The sequence below is a fragment of the Pseudoalteromonas tunicata genome (assembly GCF_002310815.1).
GTDB classification, from domain to species: Bacteria; Pseudomonadota; Gammaproteobacteria; order Enterobacterales; family Alteromonadaceae; genus Pseudoalteromonas; species Pseudoalteromonas tunicata.
The window spans coordinates 393,192-413,275 of the sequence record NZ_CP011032.1; the positions used below are offsets into that span (position 1 = coordinate 393,192).

A 20,084-nucleotide genomic window follows, 5' to 3' on the forward strand; every position below is an offset into this window, starting at 1 on the left:
TATGTATTTAAGCTTTTTTTCACTACAGGAAATGCCTTTTTCGCTGACGCCGAATACGCAATTTTTTTGCGCTCTACAGCCGCATAATGAAGCGATGCAAGTGCTGTTAACTGCATTAAAAATGGGGGAAGGTTTTATTAAGGTTACAGGTGAGGTTGGTACAGGCAAAACCTTGTTATGCCGCAAGCTGCTTAATAGTTTAGCGGGTGATGTGGTGGTGGCGTATTTACCTAATCCTTATTTAAATCCTGATGAATTGCGCTGGGCGTTTGCGACTGAACTCGGTTTGCAGCTCGATCCGGCAATTGATCAACAAACGTTAAGTCAGAAAATTGAGCACCAATTATTGCAATTACAGACCGAACATAAATCTGTGGTATTGATTATTGATGAAGCACAAAGCTTAAGCTGGGACGCACTCGAAGCCCTTCGCTTATTTACAAATTTAGAAACTGAAAATAGAAAGTTACTGCAAGTTGTTCTTTTTGGTCAGCCAGAATTAGATCAAAAATTAGCACATGAACGTGTACGGCAATTGCGTCAACGGATCAGTTTTTCTTATAAATTACGAGCAATGACAACCGCCGAAGTTGTTTATTACATTGAGCACCGCTTAAGTATTGCTGGGAGTAATAACCCCAAACTGTTTGATAAAAATATCTCACTGAAAGTAGCAAAGGCGAGTCGTGGCATACCACGTTTAGTTAATCTTTTGTGTCATAAAGTATTGTTGCAAGCTTTTGGGGCTGGAGAAACGCAATTGACAGCAAAACATGTTGCTGTCGCAATTGCCGATACTGAAGACTGTGCAAAAAATAACGACATCTTGTGGTGGGCAGTGGGAACTGCTGTGGTGCTTTTATCTGTATTTTCTTTATGGCTGTGGAGGCAAGTGCTATGAGTATTATCAATAAAATGCTCAAAGATATTGAAAAGAGAAAGCCTCAACCAGATCTTGAGCTTGAAAAAACTGTTGAAGTTGAACCTATTTATGATTATGCCACTTTAGGAAAACGAGCCGGTATTGGGGTTTTACTGTGTAGCGTAGTGATTCTGGCTTATGTATTTATTCCTCAGAAAAAAGCTTCTGATCTATCAAAAACCCAAAAATTGAATGCCGAACTTGCTCAGCCAGTGCAAGGTGATGAATTGGCTATACAGGGCAGCGGGGCAGCGCAAAATGCTAGCGCAACATCATCGATAGAAAATCAGAATATACAGAATAATAGCGTAGTTAATTCCGCTAATAGCCAAGCTGGTATTGACGATCAAAAAATTGATCCAAATATTAAGACTCAATCTTCAAGCGCACTTGCAGTTAAAGTAACCGATGAGCCGGTAGGCAAAGCCAATAAAAAAGATCAAGCTGCACAGGCTGATAATGAAGCTCGCGCAGTGAAAAATAAAGTTACCCCCGCCCAAGCAAAAATTAATGTTCGCCAAATTTCAACACAAGAGCGTGCCGATAACTGGTTTAATAAAGGCAAAGAAGCATTTAAATTTGGTTTAATTGAAGATGCAATTATTGACTTAGATAAAGCATTAACGTTAATGCCACTGCATATTGATGCCAGAAGCTTACTCGCTGCAGCCTATTATGGTCGCGGACAACTCGCTCAAGCCGATGCGATTTTACGCCAAGGTTTACGTTTTAATCCCGATGTGATGCGTTGGCGGGTTCTGTTGGCCAAGATATTAACTGAACAACAAAGTTATCAATCTGTATTGCCAGTTTTAAGTCAGCAATTTGAAAGATATGCCAATATCGATTTTTGGATCTTAAAAGGTACAGCTGCGCAGCAATTGGGTGAAAATGATATTGCCTTAAATTGCTTTCGTCAGTTAACTCAATTACAACCCGAGCAAGCTAAATGGTGGTTAGCCTTAGCGAGTGCCAGTGAAATTGCTGCCGATAAGTATAATGCACGCCGTTATTATATGACCGCTTTGCAACTGGGGGGCTTATCTCCAGGTTCTCAAGATCATGCTGAGCAACGTCTTTTATATCTTGGAGCAAATTAATGATCCGCCCAAGATTAAAAATGCGCCTAGGTGATCTCTTAGTACATGAAGGGATCATTGAAGAATATCAATTATTACAGGCCTTACAAGCGCAAAAAGCATCGGGTCGAAAACTTGGCTCGACCCTAATTGAGCTTAATATGCTGAGCGAACCACAGTTATTACGTTTTTTAGCTCAGCAATTAAATGTGCCTTTTTTAGATATTTCGCAGCAGCGTATAGCACCTGAAGTTGCCAAGATTTTACCTGAAGTTTATGCAAGACGTTACCGCGCTTTAGTCATTGAAGACCGTGGCGATACTATTTTGCTTGGCATGAGTGATCCGGCTGATTTAAGTGGTTTAGATCAAATAGCACCGATTGTAGAACCAAAACAAATTGAACTTGCGGTTGTACAAGAAAGCCAAATTATGGAAGCGTTTGATAACCTATATCGACGCACCCAAGATATTGAAAACTTCGCTTCTCAGTTAGAAGAAGAATATCAAGAAGGTGAGGAGTTCGATCTTAACGCAATTGATAATGATGCATCCGATGCCACCGTTGTAAAACTATTACAGTCAATTTTTGAGGATGCGGTGCAAATGCGCGCATCGGATATTCATATTGAACCTGATGAAGGGTTACTGCGAATTCGCCAGCGCATAGATGGCATTTTACACGAAAATACCTTAGATCAAGTGGCGATCGCCGCAGCGTTGGTACTGCGCTTAAAGCTTATGTCTGGGCTTGATATTTCCGAAAAGCGTTTACCGCAAGATGGCCGTTTCAATATTAAGGTTAAAAAACATAGTATTGATGTGCGTGTTTCAACTATGCCAGTGCAAAATGGTGAATCAGTTGTAATGCGTTTACTCGATCAGTCGGCAGGTTTACTGACTTTAGACCAAACTGGTATGCCGGCAAAAATGCTCAAAAGAATGCGTGAAACCTTAAAGCGTCCGCATGGCATGATATTGGTAACGGGGCCAACGGGTTCGGGTAAAACCACTACTTTGTACGGTGCTCTGAGTGAGCTGAACTTACCAAGCACAAAAATAATTACAGTAGAAGACCCGGTTGAATACCGTTTAAAGCGGATCAATCAGGTACAGGTTAATACTAAAATTGGTTTAACGTTTGCCAATGTACTGCGTACCACCTTAAGACAAGATCCTGATGTGATCATGGTCGGAGAAATGCGAGATCAAGAAACGGTAGAAATAGGGCTACGAGGTGCATTAACAGGTCATTTAGTTTTATCGACGCTGCATACGAATGATGCCATCACCAGTGCAATGCGCTTAATTGATATGGGCGCGCCCTCTTATTTAGTGGCCAGCTCATTACGCTCAATTATAGCGCAGCGGTTGGTGCGTCGTATTTGTGACAATTGCCGAGGTGAATACACGCCCGATGCACAAGAGCTAGCTTGGATAAAATATCTGCAAAAAGGTCATGATATTTCACATAGTTTTAGCATTGGTCGAGGTTGTTCATCGTGTAATCATACGGGTTATAAAGGCCGTATCGGTGTATTTGAATTACTTGAAATGAATGAGCCGATGATGGATGCGCTACGTCTTGCTGATACTCAAGCATTTGCTGTTGCAGCTAAAAATAATCCTGACTTTGAGCCATTAGCCATCATGACATTACAGTATGCCAGCCAAGGGATCACCACATTGGATGAGGTGTTTCGGGTTTCTGAAGGTTTACCTGAAGTGATGGGTGATTAACTCGCTCATGGCCATGTTTAAATATCAAGCCAAAGACAGTCAAGGCAAGCTAGTGCAAGGTGTGATTGAGGCTGCTAATCAGAATGCAGCTGCCGATGCGTTATTTAAACGCGATTGCATTCCAATGAGCATTACACCAACTAAAGAGCAACTAAGTGACGGTAATTTTATGCGTTACTTTGAGCCTAAAGTTGAGCTTGATGAGTTGATTATTTTTTGCCGACAAATGTACTCATTATTAAAGGCGGGGATCCCAATTATTCGAGCGATTGTAGGGCTTGCTGAAACAACAACCCATAAACGCTTCGCTGAAGCCTTAACTGATTTAACCAAACAGCTTGAGCAAGGGCGCAACTTATCAAGTGCGATGGCCAGTCATAAAAAAATCTTTAATCGACTTATGGTTTCTATTGTCGTGGTAGGTGAAAGTACTGGTCGCTTAGAGGATGCATTTTTACAGTTAGCGACCTATTTTGAACGTGAGCAAGAGACTCGTAAACGGATAAAATCCGCTATGCGTTATCCAACCTTTGTCATATTAGCGCTTGTAGCGGCTATGTTTATTTTAAATATTTTTGTGATCCCTACTTTTGCAAATATGTTTAGTAAGTTTAATGCCGAGTTACCCCTGATGACACGCATCTTAATTGGTACGTCGGGATTTTTTGTTAATTATTGGTTGTTACTGATCATCGGCATGGTGGCGACTGTGGCATTAGTGCGCAATTATCTCCATTCCGTTTCAGGGCGCTTGAAGTGGGATCGGATCAAACTCAAAATTCCCTTGGTTGGCACTATTATTGAACGTTCATTGCTTGCCCGCTATAGCCGAAGTTTTGCGATGATATTGCGCTCAGGTGTTCCTATGACCACAGGGTTATCGTTAGTTGCTGAAGCGGTCGATAATACGTTTATGGAACAAAAAGTACTTGAAATGCGTCGTGGGATTGAAAAAGGTGAGAGCTTATTGCGAGTTTCAAAACAAAGTGGTTTGTTTACTCAGCTAGTACTACAAATGGTAGCGGTAGGCGAAGAAACTGGGCAAGTTGATGAATTATTGCAAGAGTCTGCTGAGTTTTACGAGCGCGAAGTGGATTTTGATCTTAAGAGTTTGACCGCAAAAATAGAACCTATTCTTATCTCTGCGGTAGCGGTTATGGTATTAGTATTAGCGCTGGGTATATTTACGCCAATGTGGGACATGATGTCGGCAATTAAGGGGCGTTAGGTGGGGCAATCTTCAGCTCAGCAGTATAAAGAAGGCAGCTCGGCGCTTTTTTATCGAGTGCTGGTATTGATTATTATTGCCATTTTTTTTGCATTATTTGGCACTAAAGTTTTTAATTTATTAGAGTCGGTTGCAACAGTGAATAACGAAAAGTCGGTCGCTGAATTTAAACAAAGTATTAACGCTATCCGAAGTAAGTGGTTAACCGAAAAAAGAGAGTTAGTTGAATTGTCGCTTTCTGATACCCCAGATTTAAAAGCAAAAGGGATTTTACGTTTTTTTGTTAATCAACAAGGTTACCCGTTAGGATTAAACAAAGAGCAGCTAAATTGCAAAGCACTGTGGATAAATATGCAATCGCAACCTTGGCAAAAAGTTCATAAAGTAAAAGTTGAGCTCAACTCTCAAGGTGAGCCTACAAGCTGTCGATACTATGGTATTGAACGTGAAATGTTTAGCTATGATAGTTCGAGTGGGAAAGTAAATTTAGTGAATTAAAGCGCTAAATGATGAGCAAAAAGTACTTTGAAATTGGTTTTAGTTCCTAAATGTAAAAAAATACTGATTAAATGGATAAAATGAATTGTATCTTTGTGATAAATTCAGTTAAATGAAAGATAACTTATTTATAAATAAGCATTATTGAGTTGGCGATGAAACAACAAATTAAAACAAAACAAGCAGGTTTTACCTTAATAGAGTTGGTAATAGTAGTTATTATTTTAGGCTTACTTGCAGCGACTGCTCTGCCGCGTTTTTTAGATGTGACTGATCAAGCTGAAGATGCCTCTGTTGAAGGCATGGCGGGTGGATTTGCCGCTGCTGTTGGGCTTGTTCGTGCGCAATGGGAATTAAATGGGCGACCAAAAGGCACTGCAAATGTCACATTTATCACATACGATACAATTGATGTGGGCGTTGATAATACCAATGGTTATCCAACGACCGACAATACAGAAAGAACCAATACGTTAGCGACAACAATGACAGCAGCTAAATGTAAGCAAGTTTTTGATTCTATTTTACAAAGTCCGCCGTCAAATACAATTAATGCAACTGCCGCAGACATTGAAGCGAATCGTTTTTTAGTGCGCTTTTTTGAAAATGGTGGCAACGATAAATGCATTTATTATTTAACAAATTCTATTGATACTGCTGCGATTCCAGCTAATGGTGTTGAAGTGCCTTCAACAGGTAATGAGCATGGTTTTTCTTATTACCCACAAACAGGGCAAGTATTAGTATTTAATCAGTAACAACAACGAATCACACACTTTTTATAATTTTACAAAGAGGTACTCATAATGAAAAAGCAACAGGGTTTTACTTTGATCGAATTGATCATTGTTATTGTTATTCTTGGTATTTTAGCGGTAACCGCAGCGCCAAAGTTTTTGAATTTACAAGATGATGCCAATACCGCAACGTTAGATGGTATTAAAGCGTCAATGGAAACCTCAAAGAATATTGTTTATGGTAAAGCGATTATTGCTGGTGCTCAAAATACTGCAGATTTCACATTACCAAATGTACAAGGCGCAAATTCAGTTATTACGGATAAGGGCTATCCAGATGAGGATTGGGATACTACTTGGATTCACTTACTTGATTTAAAAGCTGTTGCGAGTGATGCTGATGCTAGAAATGCTGACTTTGTAGTTTATGAAGGAGATAGTTCTGCTGCTGGAACCGCAATATTAAAAGTGGTGCCTACTAACACTATAACTCTTGATGCTACCACTGGAATTCCTTCAACAGTTACTGCTGATGTAATAAAATGTTTTGCGAGTTACAGTAATTTAGATGGTGTGCTTGATATTAAAGTAACAGCTTGTTAATCAATGCTTTTAGCTCGCGGTTTTTCTTTAGTTGAGCTGATCATTACCATAGTTATTTTGGGCACGCTGTCGGTGACGGTTGTGCCCAAATTTTTTGGTCCCAGTATTTTTGATTCTTATACTGCACGTGATCAAGCATTAAGCGTCCTGCGGACAATGCAGTTGCGCGCTATGCAAAATACAGGTGCGCCTTGCCATAAAATAGTTATTTCTCCCACCTTACTTGCACCGCCGACAGTCGACACTTGCGGTAATACCGCCGACAACAATAATGCTGATTATTTAGTGGTCGCATTAGATAGCGCGAGTACCGACATTCGTTTTAGCGCCAAAGATGCCAATAATGCCACATTCACAACCATTGAATTTGATAGTTTAGGTCGCACCAATAACACACCAAATTGCAGTACAATGTGTCGGATTGATTTAGGTGAAGCTGATATTTGTATCAACAGTGAAGGGTTGATTTATGGCTGCCAGTAACCACTTCAGGCGCTCGTTTTTTACAGCTAAGCTTAAGCTTGCGCAAGGTTTTACCTTGGTCGAATTAATAATTGGCATGGTAGTGCTTGCCATTACCATGACAATTATCACCAATTTGTTAGCACCACAAGCAAGGCAAAGTGCCGATCCTTTGGTACAAATTCGGGCAACAGCGCTTGGCCAGGCCTTAATGAATGAAATATTAGCCAAATCATTTGATCAACAGTCACAACGCGGCGCGCCTTGGTTGCGCTGTGGAGAAAACAGCTTAGTGTGTACAGCGCAAGCAAGTTTTGGCAAAGACTGCTTAGATGACAGTAAAACCGCACCAGCATGCACGGGTTCAAGTTTAGAAACCCGAAGTACCTTTAATGATGTTGATGACTACCATAATTTAGCGCTCAATAGCGATGCCGATTTTGCTGCATTTTTTGATTTACCCGCCGATTATTACCGTGGGTTTAGCCTTATTATAACTGTGCAGTACGATGATAATTATGATGGTACTGGGCAACAAACAAGCAAAACAGCCAAATTTATTACCATAAAAATCACCGCGAGTAATAATGAAGAGTATGGTTTTTCTGCTTATCGAGGGAATTACTAATGAAGCGTTCTGGTTTTACGTTAGTTGAACTGATTTTAGTGATTGTTATTTTAGGTATAGTGTCGGTTGGTACTGTGCAATATCTAAGCTTTGGTGCGCAAATTTATGCACAAGCCACTGAACGTGATGAAGTCGTATCACAAGCACGTTTTTTACAAACTCGCTTAAGTAAAGAACTGCGGCACGCTGCGCCAAATTCAGTGCGGCTCAGTTGCGATAACTCAACTTCAAATCCTTGTAGTGTAGTGCAGTGCTTAGAGTTTACTCCTTTTAAAAGTAGCACTGTTTATACTAACAACTTACCCAGTGACCTTGCAGCGAGTGGCGATGTCACTGTGGTTGATGCGCTGGTGGATCCTGTAATAAATGATTGGGTGAGCATTTATGCGCTCTCTGCCGCGGATGTTTATCAACTTACTAATAATAAGCGGCGCCAAATAATGAGTGTGACGCAAGGGATTAATACGACTGAGCCTGATGTTTGGCAAGTTGATAAGGGCTTTAGCGTTGATTCACCAAGTAAACGGATTTATGTTTTAAATTCAGCCGGGCCGGTGAGTTTTTGTGTTAAAGAAAATACCTTATATCGTTTTGAAGGTTATGGCTTTTTTGACTCACAACCGACCCCGACTCTTTTGAACCAAATTAATGGGGTATCGGGTGTAGCCATAGGGCAATTTGTACAAAACGCTTTAAATATTACCGAAGTATTTCGTTATCAAAGTGCGAGTTTAACTCGCAATTCGGTTGTCAATATTCAGTTAGAAATGGGCTTTAATAATACTGAATCGGTGGCGTTTAATCATGAAATACATTTACCTAATGTGCCATAGTGGATGAGTAATCATATGAAGCACAAAGCTATTCATTCATTGTTTAAACAGCAGGGCAGCATGCTGTTAACTGCGTTATTTATAGCGATTTTAATGTTGGCGTTGGGTTTAACGTTGGTCAAAGTATTGTCGGGCTCAGCGCATAATAATGCGGTGGAATATTATGGCGCACGGGCATTTTTAGCCGCGCAAAGTGGTTTAGAAAAGGGGCTCACTACGTTATTTCCACTTAACGCTGTGCCTGCAAATTGCCCTGTTTTACCTAGTTTAGTCTTTAATTCTGGGTATTTGGCCAATTGCCAAGTGCAAGTAGATTGCGTAAAAATAGGACCGCTAGAAGATAAAAGCTTAGTAAGTAAAAACGTGACGGTATTTCGTTTATCAAGTAGTGCAACGTGCAAAGTAAATGATTGTGCGCTTGGTGAAGACTGTCGCAAAGATTTTTGGCAAACCCAGAGGACGCTTAGCGTTGAAGCTAAAACACTTAATTAAAAATATACTCATTATTAGTACATTTTTTATTTGTTATGTGGTCGAGGCACTTCCGCAGTGCGCTGCACTTTTTCCGGGCAACTTAGCCACCTTTAATAACAGTCAAATTAAGTTTGATGATGGTGCAGATCTTAATTACCCATCTGCAGGGCGACTAATTACCAGCGTAGTTAGTAAAACCTCTCAACGACCAAAATGCCCCTCACCTTACAATTGTTATGCCAGTGGCACCAATGCTATTTCATCGTCTGAGGCTGCAGGCATTCCTAGCAATTTTAAAACCGTGACGGGCACCACTATTCCAGCGGTACTAAATGGCGAGTATTATTTTGATCAGCAGATTTTAGATTTCTCCTCGACTACTTCATATCAAGTAACTGGCCCGACACGAATTTTTTTACGCTGGTCATTTAACAGTTCTACAAAGGCGCAGTTACGCGTTTTAACCTCAAATATTAGTTATTCAGCAGGGGCTTATTTGGTGGTGTATGTTGATGGCACCGTATTAACGGGTACCTCAACTTATTTTAAAGGTTTTATTTATGCGACTGAGGAAGTTCAACTGGGCTCAGTATCAACCATAGATGGTGGAGTCACTGCTGGGGGAAACATCACCGTTGGTGATGGTTTTGTAGCAAATCAACTGGCTGTGCCAAGTTCTGCACCTGGAGTATGCGGGAGCGGTCATGGTGGTGGTATTGCCAATGCGCATTATCCGCTTGATTTTTGCTTTGATGTGATTAGTTCTAATGTCTATGACCTGATTAATAACTATTTGGGTATTGCTCATAATACGGCTGAAAATAGTAATGGAAAAATCAATTACAGTGCTGACTTTTCTGCTAATTCTATCTCAGACTATTTAGAATTTACCGATTTTAGTATGTGGCAGGGCAAAAGTAGTTTTGCGCTTTCGATGTGGCTTGATTTTGATCCCGCCCGGGCATTACAAACCGTTTTTTCGGCAACATCGTCATCTGGGGCTGCTGAATTTACTGTTGAATTACGCAAGTGGAATAACAACAATCTGTTTTATCCTCAAATCTCTTTTAAAGGTTACCAATTCTGGTTTAATTACCCAATTAGCTCATCGGGTTGGCAGCATTTAACAGTGTCAGTTGAGCAGCGCAATGTCTGTGTCTACATTAATGGTGGCAGCAGTGAGTGTGTTGATTTTGGTAGCGGTACAGGCACATTAAGTTTAAATAAAATGGTGCTTGGGCAAAAAATCCAAGGCAGTGGTTTTACCGCAAATCAAGATTATCTTGGCTTGGTTGATGAAGTGGTATTTTTTGATAGTTCTTTGTCATTAGCCGAGGCCAATACTGTTTATAACAATCAAAATTCAGGTAAAAGCTACAATGGCGGGCCAGCTCATACCGCTCCTGATTGTTTAATTGGTTGGTATCGTTTTGAGAATAACCTCGATGACTCATCAACTGAGTTGGTGAATAACCTAACAGGAACTGGCAATGTCGCATTTAATTATTTTAACCCCGATCCTGCTTATGGCGTGACGCCAAATAGTACCTGCCGATATCTAGATTTAGATGGCCAAAGCTACGCCAAAGTGAATGATACTGGTGATTACAATCAAGAAAAAATAACGGTCAGTGCATGGATTTATCCAACTCGAACTCAAACTGAGTTGCAAGCGATTGTCTCAAAAGATGAGCATTTTGAGTTTCACTTGAATAACCAGCGTCGATTATATTGGTGGTGGACCAATAGCAGTCGCAACCCTGAAACCCTCACCAGTAATCAACAAATACCTTTAAATCAGTGGACCCACGTTGCAGTGACTTACAAAGCGGGTGCGCAGCGCATGTATATCAATGGTGTGCTTGATAATTCTAGTAGTTTTAATAATGGTTTGTTTGATACTCCATGTGATTTTTACATCGGAATTGATACCGCGACATCATCAGCCAATACATGTGGTGGGGTGATAAATGGCAGACGATTTACGGGTAAAATTGATGAAGTAAAAATTTATGCCAGTGCATTAGACTTGGCAGAAGTTCAAGCGGATATGACACGAGTGCATTATTGTACTTTGCCGCCGCCGATTGATCATTATCGCTTAGAATTAGCCGACAATTTGGGCTTAACCTGTCAGGCTGAAAGCATGCAAATTAAGGCTTGTGCCGATGCTAGTTGTTCGTCATTTTATTCTCAAGGGGTTACGGGAACACTCAATGTGACACCCAATACGGCTGCTACTTGGTCGCCGAGTAATAATTTAAATTTTACGGGTAGTCAGTCGCTGAGTTTAAACTATATTCAACCTGATACGGTGCAGTACAGTTTAAGTAATGCCTCGCCCAATGTGCCATTACGTTGTTTTATCGGCGGCAGTGAGGTGGCGTTGTCGGCTTGCAAAACAACGTTTAAAGATTCGGGGTTTGTATTTACCGATGCACTAGGAAATGCGATTGCCAACCAAGTTGCAGCAGTGCCATTTACAAGTTATCTAAAAGCGGTTGAAAAAAACACCACTACAGGCGCTTGCCAAACAGCTTTGACTGGCCCTCAAACGGTTGAGCTAAAATACACTTGTCAGACACCAAATGCATGTAGTAGTGATGCTGCGATGCAATTTTCAGTTAATAGTCAGCCAATCTTGAGTAATAGTTTTAGTAATGTATCGTTAAATTTTGATCCCAGTAATAATAACTTGGCCGCATTAAATAATATTTATCCTGATGCAGGTTTAATCAATCTTCAAGCGCAAAAATCGGTCACAAATGGTGCATTATTACAAGGGGCATCCGATCCTTTTACCGTAAGGCCAGATCGATTTGAAATTATATTAGATGAAGACAATCACAGCCCGACAGACCCATCTTATGCGGTTGATGAAAATGGCTCTGTGTTTAAAAAAACCAAACAAGGCTTCCCAATTACTATCAACGCCGTTAATCGCTCAGGGTTGATTACAACGAATTTCCGTTCGTCTGATTTAGCAGCCAATACGTTATTGTTTACACATCAGCTACAAGCTCCAAGTGCCGCCCAAGGAGGAGTGTCTGGGCAGTTTTCACCTGCAGCCAGCGCTTTAGTATTTAACCAAGGTCAGAGCCAATTTAATGGCAGTTGGGATGAAGTTGGGATCATAGGTTTAAGCATTGAAGCTCCAGCAGGTTCCTATCAAGGTCACCAAGAGTCATTTTCTGGGTCGCTTAATAATATTGGTCGATTTGTACCCGCAGCATTTTTGCTTAAAGAAAGTAATGTTGCATCAGCTTGCAGTGCGAGCTTTAGTTATTTAGAGCAGCCATTTAATTCATCTTTTGTTTTACATGCAGTAAACGATGCAACTGATATTAATGCAGTTACACAAAATTATTTTGCAGGCTTTGCTAAGGCGCAAATAGAGACTCAAATTGAAAATAATCAAGTCGGTTTGAATGCCGCAGGAGTTCCTAATTATCAAGCTCATAGTACTTTTAAAAATGCAGCTAACCAACATAGATTAGTAGATAAGGCAATGATGGGGACTTGGGTTAACGGTATCTATGATTTCAGCCGAGATGATTTTATGCTTAAGCGAAATGATGCACCTGATGGCCCGTTTACTGATGTTGACTTTGTCTTGTCTGCCGTTGACGGTATTACTGCGCTGGCAAATTTAAATGAAAATCCCGAACAAAATAATTTAACTGAGCCCTGTGGTCCCGCGGCATCAAGCATTTGTACAGGTGTTAGGCTAAATCTTGATGCTAAAGTGTTTCGCTATGGTCGCTATGAATTAGAAGATACCTATGGTTCAGCGTTTAATTCAATTCAAGTGCCGCTTAAAGCGCAATATTGGGCGCAAACACAATGGTTGTTAAGTGCAGATGATAGCTGTAGTCAGTATCAACAAAGCTTAACGCAAATTACTCCATTGAGCCCAACGTTATCTTTCTCAATGCAAGGTAGTGGCGCAGCACCTTATAGCCTTGTTAGTGGTAAATATAATTACGAGTTAGGTCAGGGTCTTGTGGTTGAACCATTATCACAAGAACAAACAGGAATGTTTAATATAGAATATTCTGCAACCCCAACTTGGTTGCAATTTGACTGGCTTGGCGATGGTTCTCAGCTTAATCCGAGGGCGAATATTCAATTTGGTCGTTTTCGTGGTAATGATCGCGTGATATATTGGCGTGAATCTAACTAAGTAAAATGATATAAATAAGTTATAATTCTAAAAGTTATATAAAAATTGAACAAAGCTTGTGTTTTGCCTTGCAACTAAATAGCATTAAAGGCAATAAAAACAATAATAACCAAAAATCGGCCGTTTTGGGAATGGAATGTATGCGATTAGCTCCTTTATCTATTTTAATATCAATCAGTTTATTAGCGTTAAGTGCGCAAGCACAAGATGTAAACACTGTTACTAGCATTGAATCAGAAATCACACTCAAACAATCTGAGTTTGACAACTTTACCGATGTACTTGAAAAACATTTAAAAGAAGAAAGCCAATTACAACAACAATTGGACTTGTTACGCGCACGTTCAGCAAAGTTAGAAAAAGAGAAAAACCAAGCGCTCGATGCAATGAACGAAATGTATCGCAGAATGATTGAAGACCCTAGTGTCGATATCACTGAGACTAAGAACCGTTACCAAGCTGCTGTTTCGTCTCATAAACAAAATAAAGATGATATTGCGATGCAGCTGGCCGCTATTGCATCGCATCGACAAGAAATAGAGCAAATTCGTGTTGCCAAACATACCTTACTGAATACTTTAGAAGGCTTAAAAGAACAGCGTAATAGTGCACGTGTTGAGCGCTTAAGAAATGAGTTTTCCCGTGAAGGTACTGTTGAGGTAAGTAATACGATTAATTGTAAGCGTACTGAGACACTTGCCGCTTGTGAGCAACGAGGGCAACATTTAGGACTACAAAAAGCGACTAAACGTTTCTTAGATCAAATTTTTGCTAACTTAACTGAAATACGTACTGTTGAATCTAAACGTAATATGGCGGGTGCGCAGGTTCAGGTGTTAAACAGTCACGTGGTCAGTAGTGAATTTAGCGGACAAGGTAACTACAGCGTTAATCTAAATGTGGCAATGCGTGGTTCAGTTAATGCGGCACGTTTATGCCAATTACTTAATCTTGATAATCGTTTCTGTAGTAATTACAGTAATGAGCTAACCAATGTTTATCAACCAACCGTAGAGCCTGATATCTCAATTCCTGTTGTTAGTTTTAAAGACTTACCTGTGAGTGATATCGCGACGGCATCTGTAGTGACAGCGCCTTCAGCACCTCAAGTATCTGTTTTAAAACGCCAAGATCAAGCGTTAAACTATGAATTGATTTTACGCTCTAACGTACGTGACGATGAAGTATTTATTGACGGGGTGAGCTATGGTTCAACCCGTCTCTCAGTTGCTTTACCTCAAGGTTTACATGATGTTGAAATTCGCAAAACGGGTTATGAATCTTACCGTCAAAGTGTTGACCTGCGCAGTAATCGCACAATACGCGCTAAATTAACTAAAATTAATACACCGATTGCAGAACTTGCACAATCAATGACGGCAAGCAGTGCTGATAGTACTCTGTCGCAAGGCATGATTGTGGTGCCCGCAGGCGAGTTTGAGATGGGTGATTTGACTGGTAATGGCCTGGCCAATGAGCTGCCTGTTGTAAAAAAGATTCTTAGTGACTCTTTTGTTATGCATGAAAAAGAAGTCACTGTTGGTCAATATCATGCGTTTATTAATGAATCAAACTACATTACCGAAGCTGAAGCCGGCAAAGGTTGCGCATATTATTTAAATGGTGAACCTGTTTGGGAACAAAGCCTTAACTGGAAAAGCCCAGGTTATGAACAAGGTGATGATTTTCCAGTTGTTTGTTTAACTTATAATGATGCAAAAGCATATGCAGATTGGTTAGTGAGCAAAACAGGCCAACAATATCGTTTACCAACTGAGGTTGAATGGGAATATGCAGCACGTGCAGGCTCTAAAACCGATTATGCATGGGGCAATGATATTGGTAATAACTTAGCTAACTGTGGTTGGTGTGGTAGTGCTTGGTCAAACCAAAGTGCAGCGCCAGTTGGGTCATTTCAGCCGAATAAATATGGCCTTTACGATATGGTAGGCAATGTTTGGGAGTGGACGCAAAAAACTGCTGGGCAGTCTGATGTAGCTGTTCGAGGTGGTGCATGGAATTTTGCTCCAAGCTTGGCGCGTTCCTCAACGCGTTTAATCTTAACAACTGATTTTAGGGCCAACTATATTGGTTTTAGAGTAGTTAGAGAGCGTTAAATAAACGGGAAGCACAGCTTCCCGTTTTTGTTTTGCATTATATTTAATCAATGTTAAAAAAAAGTACTTTAAGCCGTGGTAATTCTTGCTGATTCAGATAGTCATTGGTAGAGTTAGCGCAGAAACTAAGAACAAAAAATACAAGGATCAGCCAGTTCCATGTTTAAAAAATTACGCGGTTTATTTTCAAATGATTTATCCATTGATCTGGGGACAGCCAATACGCTTATTTATGTCAAAGAGCAGGGAATTGTGCTGAATGAACCTTCAGTTGTTGCAATTCGCCATGACAAGCCTGGCGGCCCAAAAAGTGTGGCATCGGTTGGCCACGAAGCAAAACGTATGTTAGGCCGAACGCCTGGTAATATCAAAGCAATTAGACCAATGAAAGATGGTGTAATTGCTGACTTTTATGTCACCGAAAAAATGCTACAGCATTTTATCAAGCAAGTTCATAACAATAATTTCCTTCGCCCTAGCCCTAGGGTATTAATCTGTGTGCCATGTGGTGCAACCCAAGTTGAAAAGCGTGCAATTCGTGAATCAGCAATGGGAGCGGGTGCACGTGAAGTGTATTTAATTGAAGAGCCGATGGCTGCTGCAATTGGTGCAGGCTTACCTGTTTCTGAGGCAACAGGCTCTATGGTTGTTGATATTGGTGGTGGTACTACCGAAGTTGCTATTATCTCATTAAACGGCATTGTTTATTCATCTTCGGTTCGCATCGGTGGTGATAAGTTTGATGAAGCAATTATCAACTATGTACGCCGTAATTTCGGCAGTTTAATTGGTGAAGCAACTGCTGAGCGTATTAAGCATGAGATTGGCTCTGCGTTTAAAACAGATACGATTAAAGAGATTGAAGTGCGCGGTCGTAACCTTGCCGAAGGTGTGCCTCGTTCATTTACTTTGAACTCACATGAAATTCTAGAAGCACTGCAAGAGCCGCTGCAAGGCATTGTAAGTGCAGTCATGGTTGCGCTTGAGCAATCACCTCCAGAATTGGCATCTGATATCTCAGCGCATGGTATGGTATTAACCGGCGGTGGTGCGTTATTGCAAGATCTCGACCGTTTATTAATGGAAGAGACCGGCATTCCAGTTGTTGTTGCCGATGATCCATTAACGTGTGTAGCACGTGGGGGCGGTAAAGCATTAGAAATGATTGATATGCACGGTGGTGATGTTTTTAGTTACGACTGATGAATCATCTTTTTGGACGAAGTGCACCTTTACAACTGCGATTAGTAATCGCAGTTGTATTTAGCGCAATTTTAATGTTTGGCGATCGCTACACCGATGGCGCATCTACTATTCGAACTAGCTTAAATACTATTGTTAGCCCATTATTTTATTTGGCTAATCTTCCGCATGAGTTATTCAATTGGAGTTCGAATAATCTCCATAGCCGTCGCTTTTTAAGTCAAGAAAACGAACAGCTTAAAACCGAACAACTACTACAAAATGAAAAACTCCAACGCCTCGCATTTTTAGAGCAAGAAAATAGTAAGTTACGCGCTTTGCTCGGCTCTGCAAAATCTGAAAGTAAGCAAAAATTGGTGGCGCAAGTTTTATCCGTTCATTCAAATCCATATAGTCATCAAGTTGTGATTAATAAAGGCACACTTGACCAAGTGGTGGAGGGCGTGGCTGTCATTGATGAAATGGGCATTGTTGGACAAGTTACACAGGTTGGCTCAACCACCAGTCGTGTATTGCTGATGACTGATACCATGCATGCGACTCCAGTACGAATTTTGAGAAACAATGTGCGCACTGTGGTTGAAGGTATTGGCAAAATTAATCAAGTAAAGCTTTCTCATGTGCCGCATAGTATGGATATTCGCATCGGTGATATTCTTTACAGCTCAGGTTTAGGTGGCGTTTTTCCAGAAGGATACCCAGTGGCTACGGTGACTAGTATTAAGCGAGATGAAGGCCAGCCTTTTGCTCAAGTTTACGCCGAGCCTGTTGCACAATTAGATCGCATTCGGTTATTAATTTTATTATGGCAAACACCAAAGGACGGCAATAATGATTAGTCGTCACTTTTGGTTAATTAGTTTTTCGATTTTTGTATCTTTGGTGATGGCGTTAGTGCCTTTACCGATAGGCATTGAAGCCTTTCGCCCAGATTGGGTTTTGCTGGTATTAATGTATTGGTCATTAGCATTGCCGCATCGTGTTAATATTGGCATTGCTTGGTTAACGGGTTTACTGATGGATTTAGCCTTGGGCTCTCCTTTAGGCGTGCATTCTTTAGCTTATTCGATTTCAATTTACATTACTGCCAGTAATTATCAAAAAATTCGTAATTTCTCTGTTTGGCAGCAAGCCTTTTTAATTGCGTTGTTTTTAGCTCTTTATCATTTAGTGCAATTTTGGCTCAGCCACTTTTTAATTGATATTTACTTTTTACCTCAATATTTATGGCCAGTGCTAACAGGCGCTTTATGTTGGCCGTGGATATTTTTATTACTGCGAAAATACCGCCGTAACTTTAGGATCCGTTAATGCTGCAACCTATTTACCTCGCTTCAGCTTCGCCTCGCAGGCGCGAATTACTAACTCAACTTAATGTTGAGTTTTTGCAATTTAGCGTCGATGCCGATGAATCAATACTTGAAAATGAAGTGGCCATTAACCATGTTGAACGCCTTGCACGTTTAAAAGCGCAAAGTGGCGTTGCTTTGGGTTATCACGATAGACCTGTGCTGGGTTCAGATACGATAGTTGTGATTAATGGCGAAATTTTGGGTAAACCAAAAAATAAACAAGATGCGCTTGTGATGCTGACTAAACTTTCAGGACAGACTCATCAAGTGATGACTGCAATTGCTGTAGCAGATGAAAAAAATGTGCTCAGTGAGGTGGTGGTGACCGATGTCACTTTTAAGGTGTTGAATGCAGCAGAGATTGAAGCGTATTGGCATTCTGGTGAGCCAGAAGACAAAGCCGGTAGTTATGGTATTCAAGGGTTAGGTGGGCGTTTTGTCTCGCATTTATCAGGCAGCTATTTTGCTGTTGTTGGCTTGCCATTATTTGAGACGGAACGTTTATTGCGTCGTTTTCAACAGGCAGCCCTATAAAGACAAGGATTGGCCATGAGTAGTGAGTTGTTAATTAACGTAACCCCAAATGAAACGCGCGTGGCGTTAATAGAAAACGGTGTTTTACAAGAGGTTGAACACGAGCGAGCTGGCAATCTGGGTATTGTTGGTAATATTTATCTTGGCAAAGTAAGCCGAGTATTACCTGGCATGCAGGCAGCTTTTGTTGATATTGGGCTTGATAAAGCTGCGTTTTTACACGCATCAGATATAGTCAACAGCGCTTCAATTGTTGAAGGGGTTGATGAACAACCTATAAAAAAAGTACAAGATATCAGAGAGTTGGTGCGTCAAGGTCAACAAATTATGGTGCAAGTGGTCAAAGACCCTTTAGGTACTAAAGGCGCAAGATTGACGACTGAAATCACTATTCCTTCGCGTTACTTAGTGTTTATGCCAGATGCGACTCATGTCGGTGTAAGTCAGCGTATTGAAACTGATGAAGAGCGCAGCCGTCTTAAAAAGATTGTTGCAGAATACAACGATGAAGAAGGTGGCTTTATTGTTCGTACAGCCGCTGAAGGTGCGTGTGAAGTAGAATTAGCTCATGATGCTAAGTTTTTGAAAAAACTTTGGAAAAAAGTTATCGCAAAACGTAAAGCAGCGCGTAAAGAAACCTTATTGCATGATGATCTCACGCTGGCATTTCGTACGTTGCGTGATTATGTTGGTGAAGATATGGAGCGCATTCGGGTTGATTCAAAACTCGCATTTCAAGAGTTAAAAGCTTTCACTGAAGAGTTTGTGCCAGAGCTTACAGCAACACTTGAGTATTATCCTGGTGAACGTCCGATTTTCGATTTATTTGATGTTGAAAATGAGGTGCAAAAAGCGTTGCATCGTAAGGTCGAGCTTAAATCTGGTGGGTATTTAATTATTGATCAAACCGAAGCAATGACCACAATTGATATCAATACTGGCGCTTTTGTTGGCCATCGTAATCTCGAAGAAACTATTTTTAATACCAATATTGAAGCAACACAGGCAATTGCTCGCCAGCTTAGGTTACGCAATTTAGGTGGTATTATTATTATCGATTTTATCGATATGACGACCGCAGATCATAAGCGCAGAGTGCTACACTCGCTTGAAGTTGCGCTACAAAAAGATCGCGCTAAAGCAAATATTAATGGTTTTTCAGCCCTTGGTTTGGTTGAAATGACTCGTAAACGCACCCGTGAAAGTTTAGGTCATATTTTATGTGGTATTTGTCCTGTATGTGATGGGCGCGGCGCACTTAAAACAGTTGAAACGGTTTGCTACGAAATATTACGTGAAATTGTTCGTGTTAATCGTGCTTATGCCGCCGATAAATTTGTGGTTTATGCTTCACAGGCGGTGAGTGAAGCCTTACTTAATGATGAATACCATAACTTAGCAGAGTTGGAGTTATTCATCGGTAAACCTATCAAAATACAAATCGAAAGTTTGTATAATCAAGAACAATTTGATGTGGTAATGATGTAGTGCA

Annotated in this window: 18 protein-coding genes; all 18 read left to right on the forward strand. The window is 40.6% G+C overall.

Annotated features, from left to right (window positions below):
- The first annotated feature begins 1 nt into the window (after position 1).
- Positions 2-901, forward strand: a complete 900-nt coding sequence (locus PTUN_RS01765; protein ID WP_040643788.1) for an ExeA family protein — start codon at positions 2-4, stop codon at positions 899-901.
- The gene (locus PTUN_RS01770; protein ID WP_009837966.1) at positions 898-2,022 is read left to right on the forward strand and encodes a tetratricopeptide repeat protein; all 1,125 of its coding nucleotides are present in this window, start codon (positions 898-900) and stop codon (positions 2,020-2,022) included. Before PTUN_RS01765 ends, PTUN_RS01770 begins: the two co-directional genes overlap by 4 nt.
- Entirely contained in the window at positions 2,022-3,740 is a 1,719-nt protein-coding gene (locus PTUN_RS01775; RefSeq protein WP_009837967.1) for a GspE/PulE family protein, read from the forward strand. Before PTUN_RS01770 ends, PTUN_RS01775 begins: the two co-directional genes overlap by 1 nt.
- A gap of 7 nt (positions 3,741-3,747) precedes the next feature.
- The gene (locus PTUN_RS01780; protein WP_040643856.1) at positions 3,748-4,968 is read left to right on the forward strand and encodes a type II secretion system F family protein; all 1,221 of its coding nucleotides are present in this window, start codon (positions 3,748-3,750) and stop codon (positions 4,966-4,968) included.
- On the forward strand, positions 4,969-5,466 hold the full coding sequence (locus PTUN_RS01785) for a hypothetical protein (RefSeq protein WP_009837969.1): 498 nt from the start codon (positions 4,969-4,971) through the stop codon (positions 5,464-5,466).
- Between the two features lie 155 nt (positions 5,467-5,621).
- Positions 5,622-6,224, forward strand: a complete 603-nt coding sequence (locus PTUN_RS01790) for a type II secretion system protein (RefSeq protein ID WP_009837970.1) — start codon at positions 5,622-5,624, stop codon at positions 6,222-6,224.
- Between the two features lie 48 nt (positions 6,225-6,272).
- A complete protein-coding gene (locus tag PTUN_RS22375; protein WP_009837971.1) occupies positions 6,273-6,806 on the forward strand; it encodes a prepilin-type N-terminal cleavage/methylation domain-containing protein in 534 nt (177 codons plus the stop codon).
- 3 nt (positions 6,807-6,809) lie between these two features.
- Positions 6,810-7,289: a type II secretion system protein gene (locus tag PTUN_RS01800; protein ID WP_009837972.1), complete on the forward strand. Its 480-nt coding sequence runs from the start codon at positions 6,810-6,812 to the stop codon at positions 7,287-7,289.
- Positions 7,276-7,896 (forward strand): prepilin-type N-terminal cleavage/methylation domain-containing protein, encoded by a 621-nt coding sequence (locus PTUN_RS01805; protein WP_009837973.1) that lies wholly within the window; start codon positions 7,276-7,278, stop codon positions 7,894-7,896. Before PTUN_RS01800 ends, PTUN_RS01805 begins: the two co-directional genes overlap by 14 nt.
- Positions 7,896-8,729: a type II secretion system protein gene (locus PTUN_RS01810; protein WP_009837974.1), complete on the forward strand. Its 834-nt coding sequence runs from the start codon at positions 7,896-7,898 to the stop codon at positions 8,727-8,729. The genes PTUN_RS01805 and PTUN_RS01810 overlap by 1 nt, the downstream gene beginning before the upstream one ends.
- A 15-nt stretch (positions 8,730-8,744) precedes the next feature.
- Complete coding sequence (locus tag PTUN_RS01815) at positions 8,745-9,221, forward strand: agglutinin biogenesis protein MshP (protein WP_232284992.1); 477 nt, start codon at positions 8,745-8,747, stop codon at positions 9,219-9,221.
- Entirely contained in the window at positions 9,199-13,386 is a 4,188-nt protein-coding gene (locus PTUN_RS01820; RefSeq protein ID WP_009837976.1) for a Mannose-sensitive agglutinin (MSHA) biogenesis protein MshQ (pilus type IV), read from the forward strand. Before PTUN_RS01815 ends, PTUN_RS01820 begins: the two co-directional genes overlap by 23 nt.
- A gap of 140 nt (positions 13,387-13,526) precedes the next feature.
- Positions 13,527-15,503, forward strand: coding sequence for an SUMF1/EgtB/PvdO family nonheme iron enzyme (locus tag PTUN_RS01825; RefSeq protein WP_040643859.1), 1,977 nt, complete (start codon positions 13,527-13,529; stop codon positions 15,501-15,503).
- A gap of 159 nt (positions 15,504-15,662) precedes the next feature.
- Positions 15,663-16,706, forward strand: a complete 1,044-nt coding sequence (locus PTUN_RS01830; protein WP_009837978.1) for a rod shape-determining protein — start codon at positions 15,663-15,665, stop codon at positions 16,704-16,706.
- Positions 16,706-17,545, forward strand: coding sequence for a rod shape-determining protein MreC (mreC, locus tag PTUN_RS01835; RefSeq protein ID WP_009837979.1), 840 nt, complete (start codon positions 16,706-16,708; stop codon positions 17,543-17,545). Before PTUN_RS01830 ends, mreC begins: the two co-directional genes overlap by 1 nt.
- Positions 17,538-18,017, forward strand: a complete 480-nt coding sequence (gene mreD, locus PTUN_RS01840; RefSeq protein WP_009837980.1) for a rod shape-determining protein MreD — start codon at positions 17,538-17,540, stop codon at positions 18,015-18,017. Before mreC ends, mreD begins: the two co-directional genes overlap by 8 nt.
- Positions 18,017-18,592 carry a Maf family protein gene (locus PTUN_RS01845; RefSeq protein WP_009837981.1) on the forward strand — a complete coding sequence of 192 codons (576 nt, stop codon included), beginning with the start codon at positions 18,017-18,019 and terminating at the stop codon, positions 18,590-18,592. Before mreD ends, PTUN_RS01845 begins: the two co-directional genes overlap by 1 nt.
- Positions 18,593-18,607: 15 nt before the next feature.
- Complete coding sequence (rng, locus tag PTUN_RS01850; RefSeq protein ID WP_009837982.1) at positions 18,608-20,080, forward strand: ribonuclease G; 1,473 nt, start codon at positions 18,608-18,610, stop codon at positions 20,078-20,080.
- The last annotated feature ends 4 nt before the right edge of the window (positions 20,081-20,084 follow it).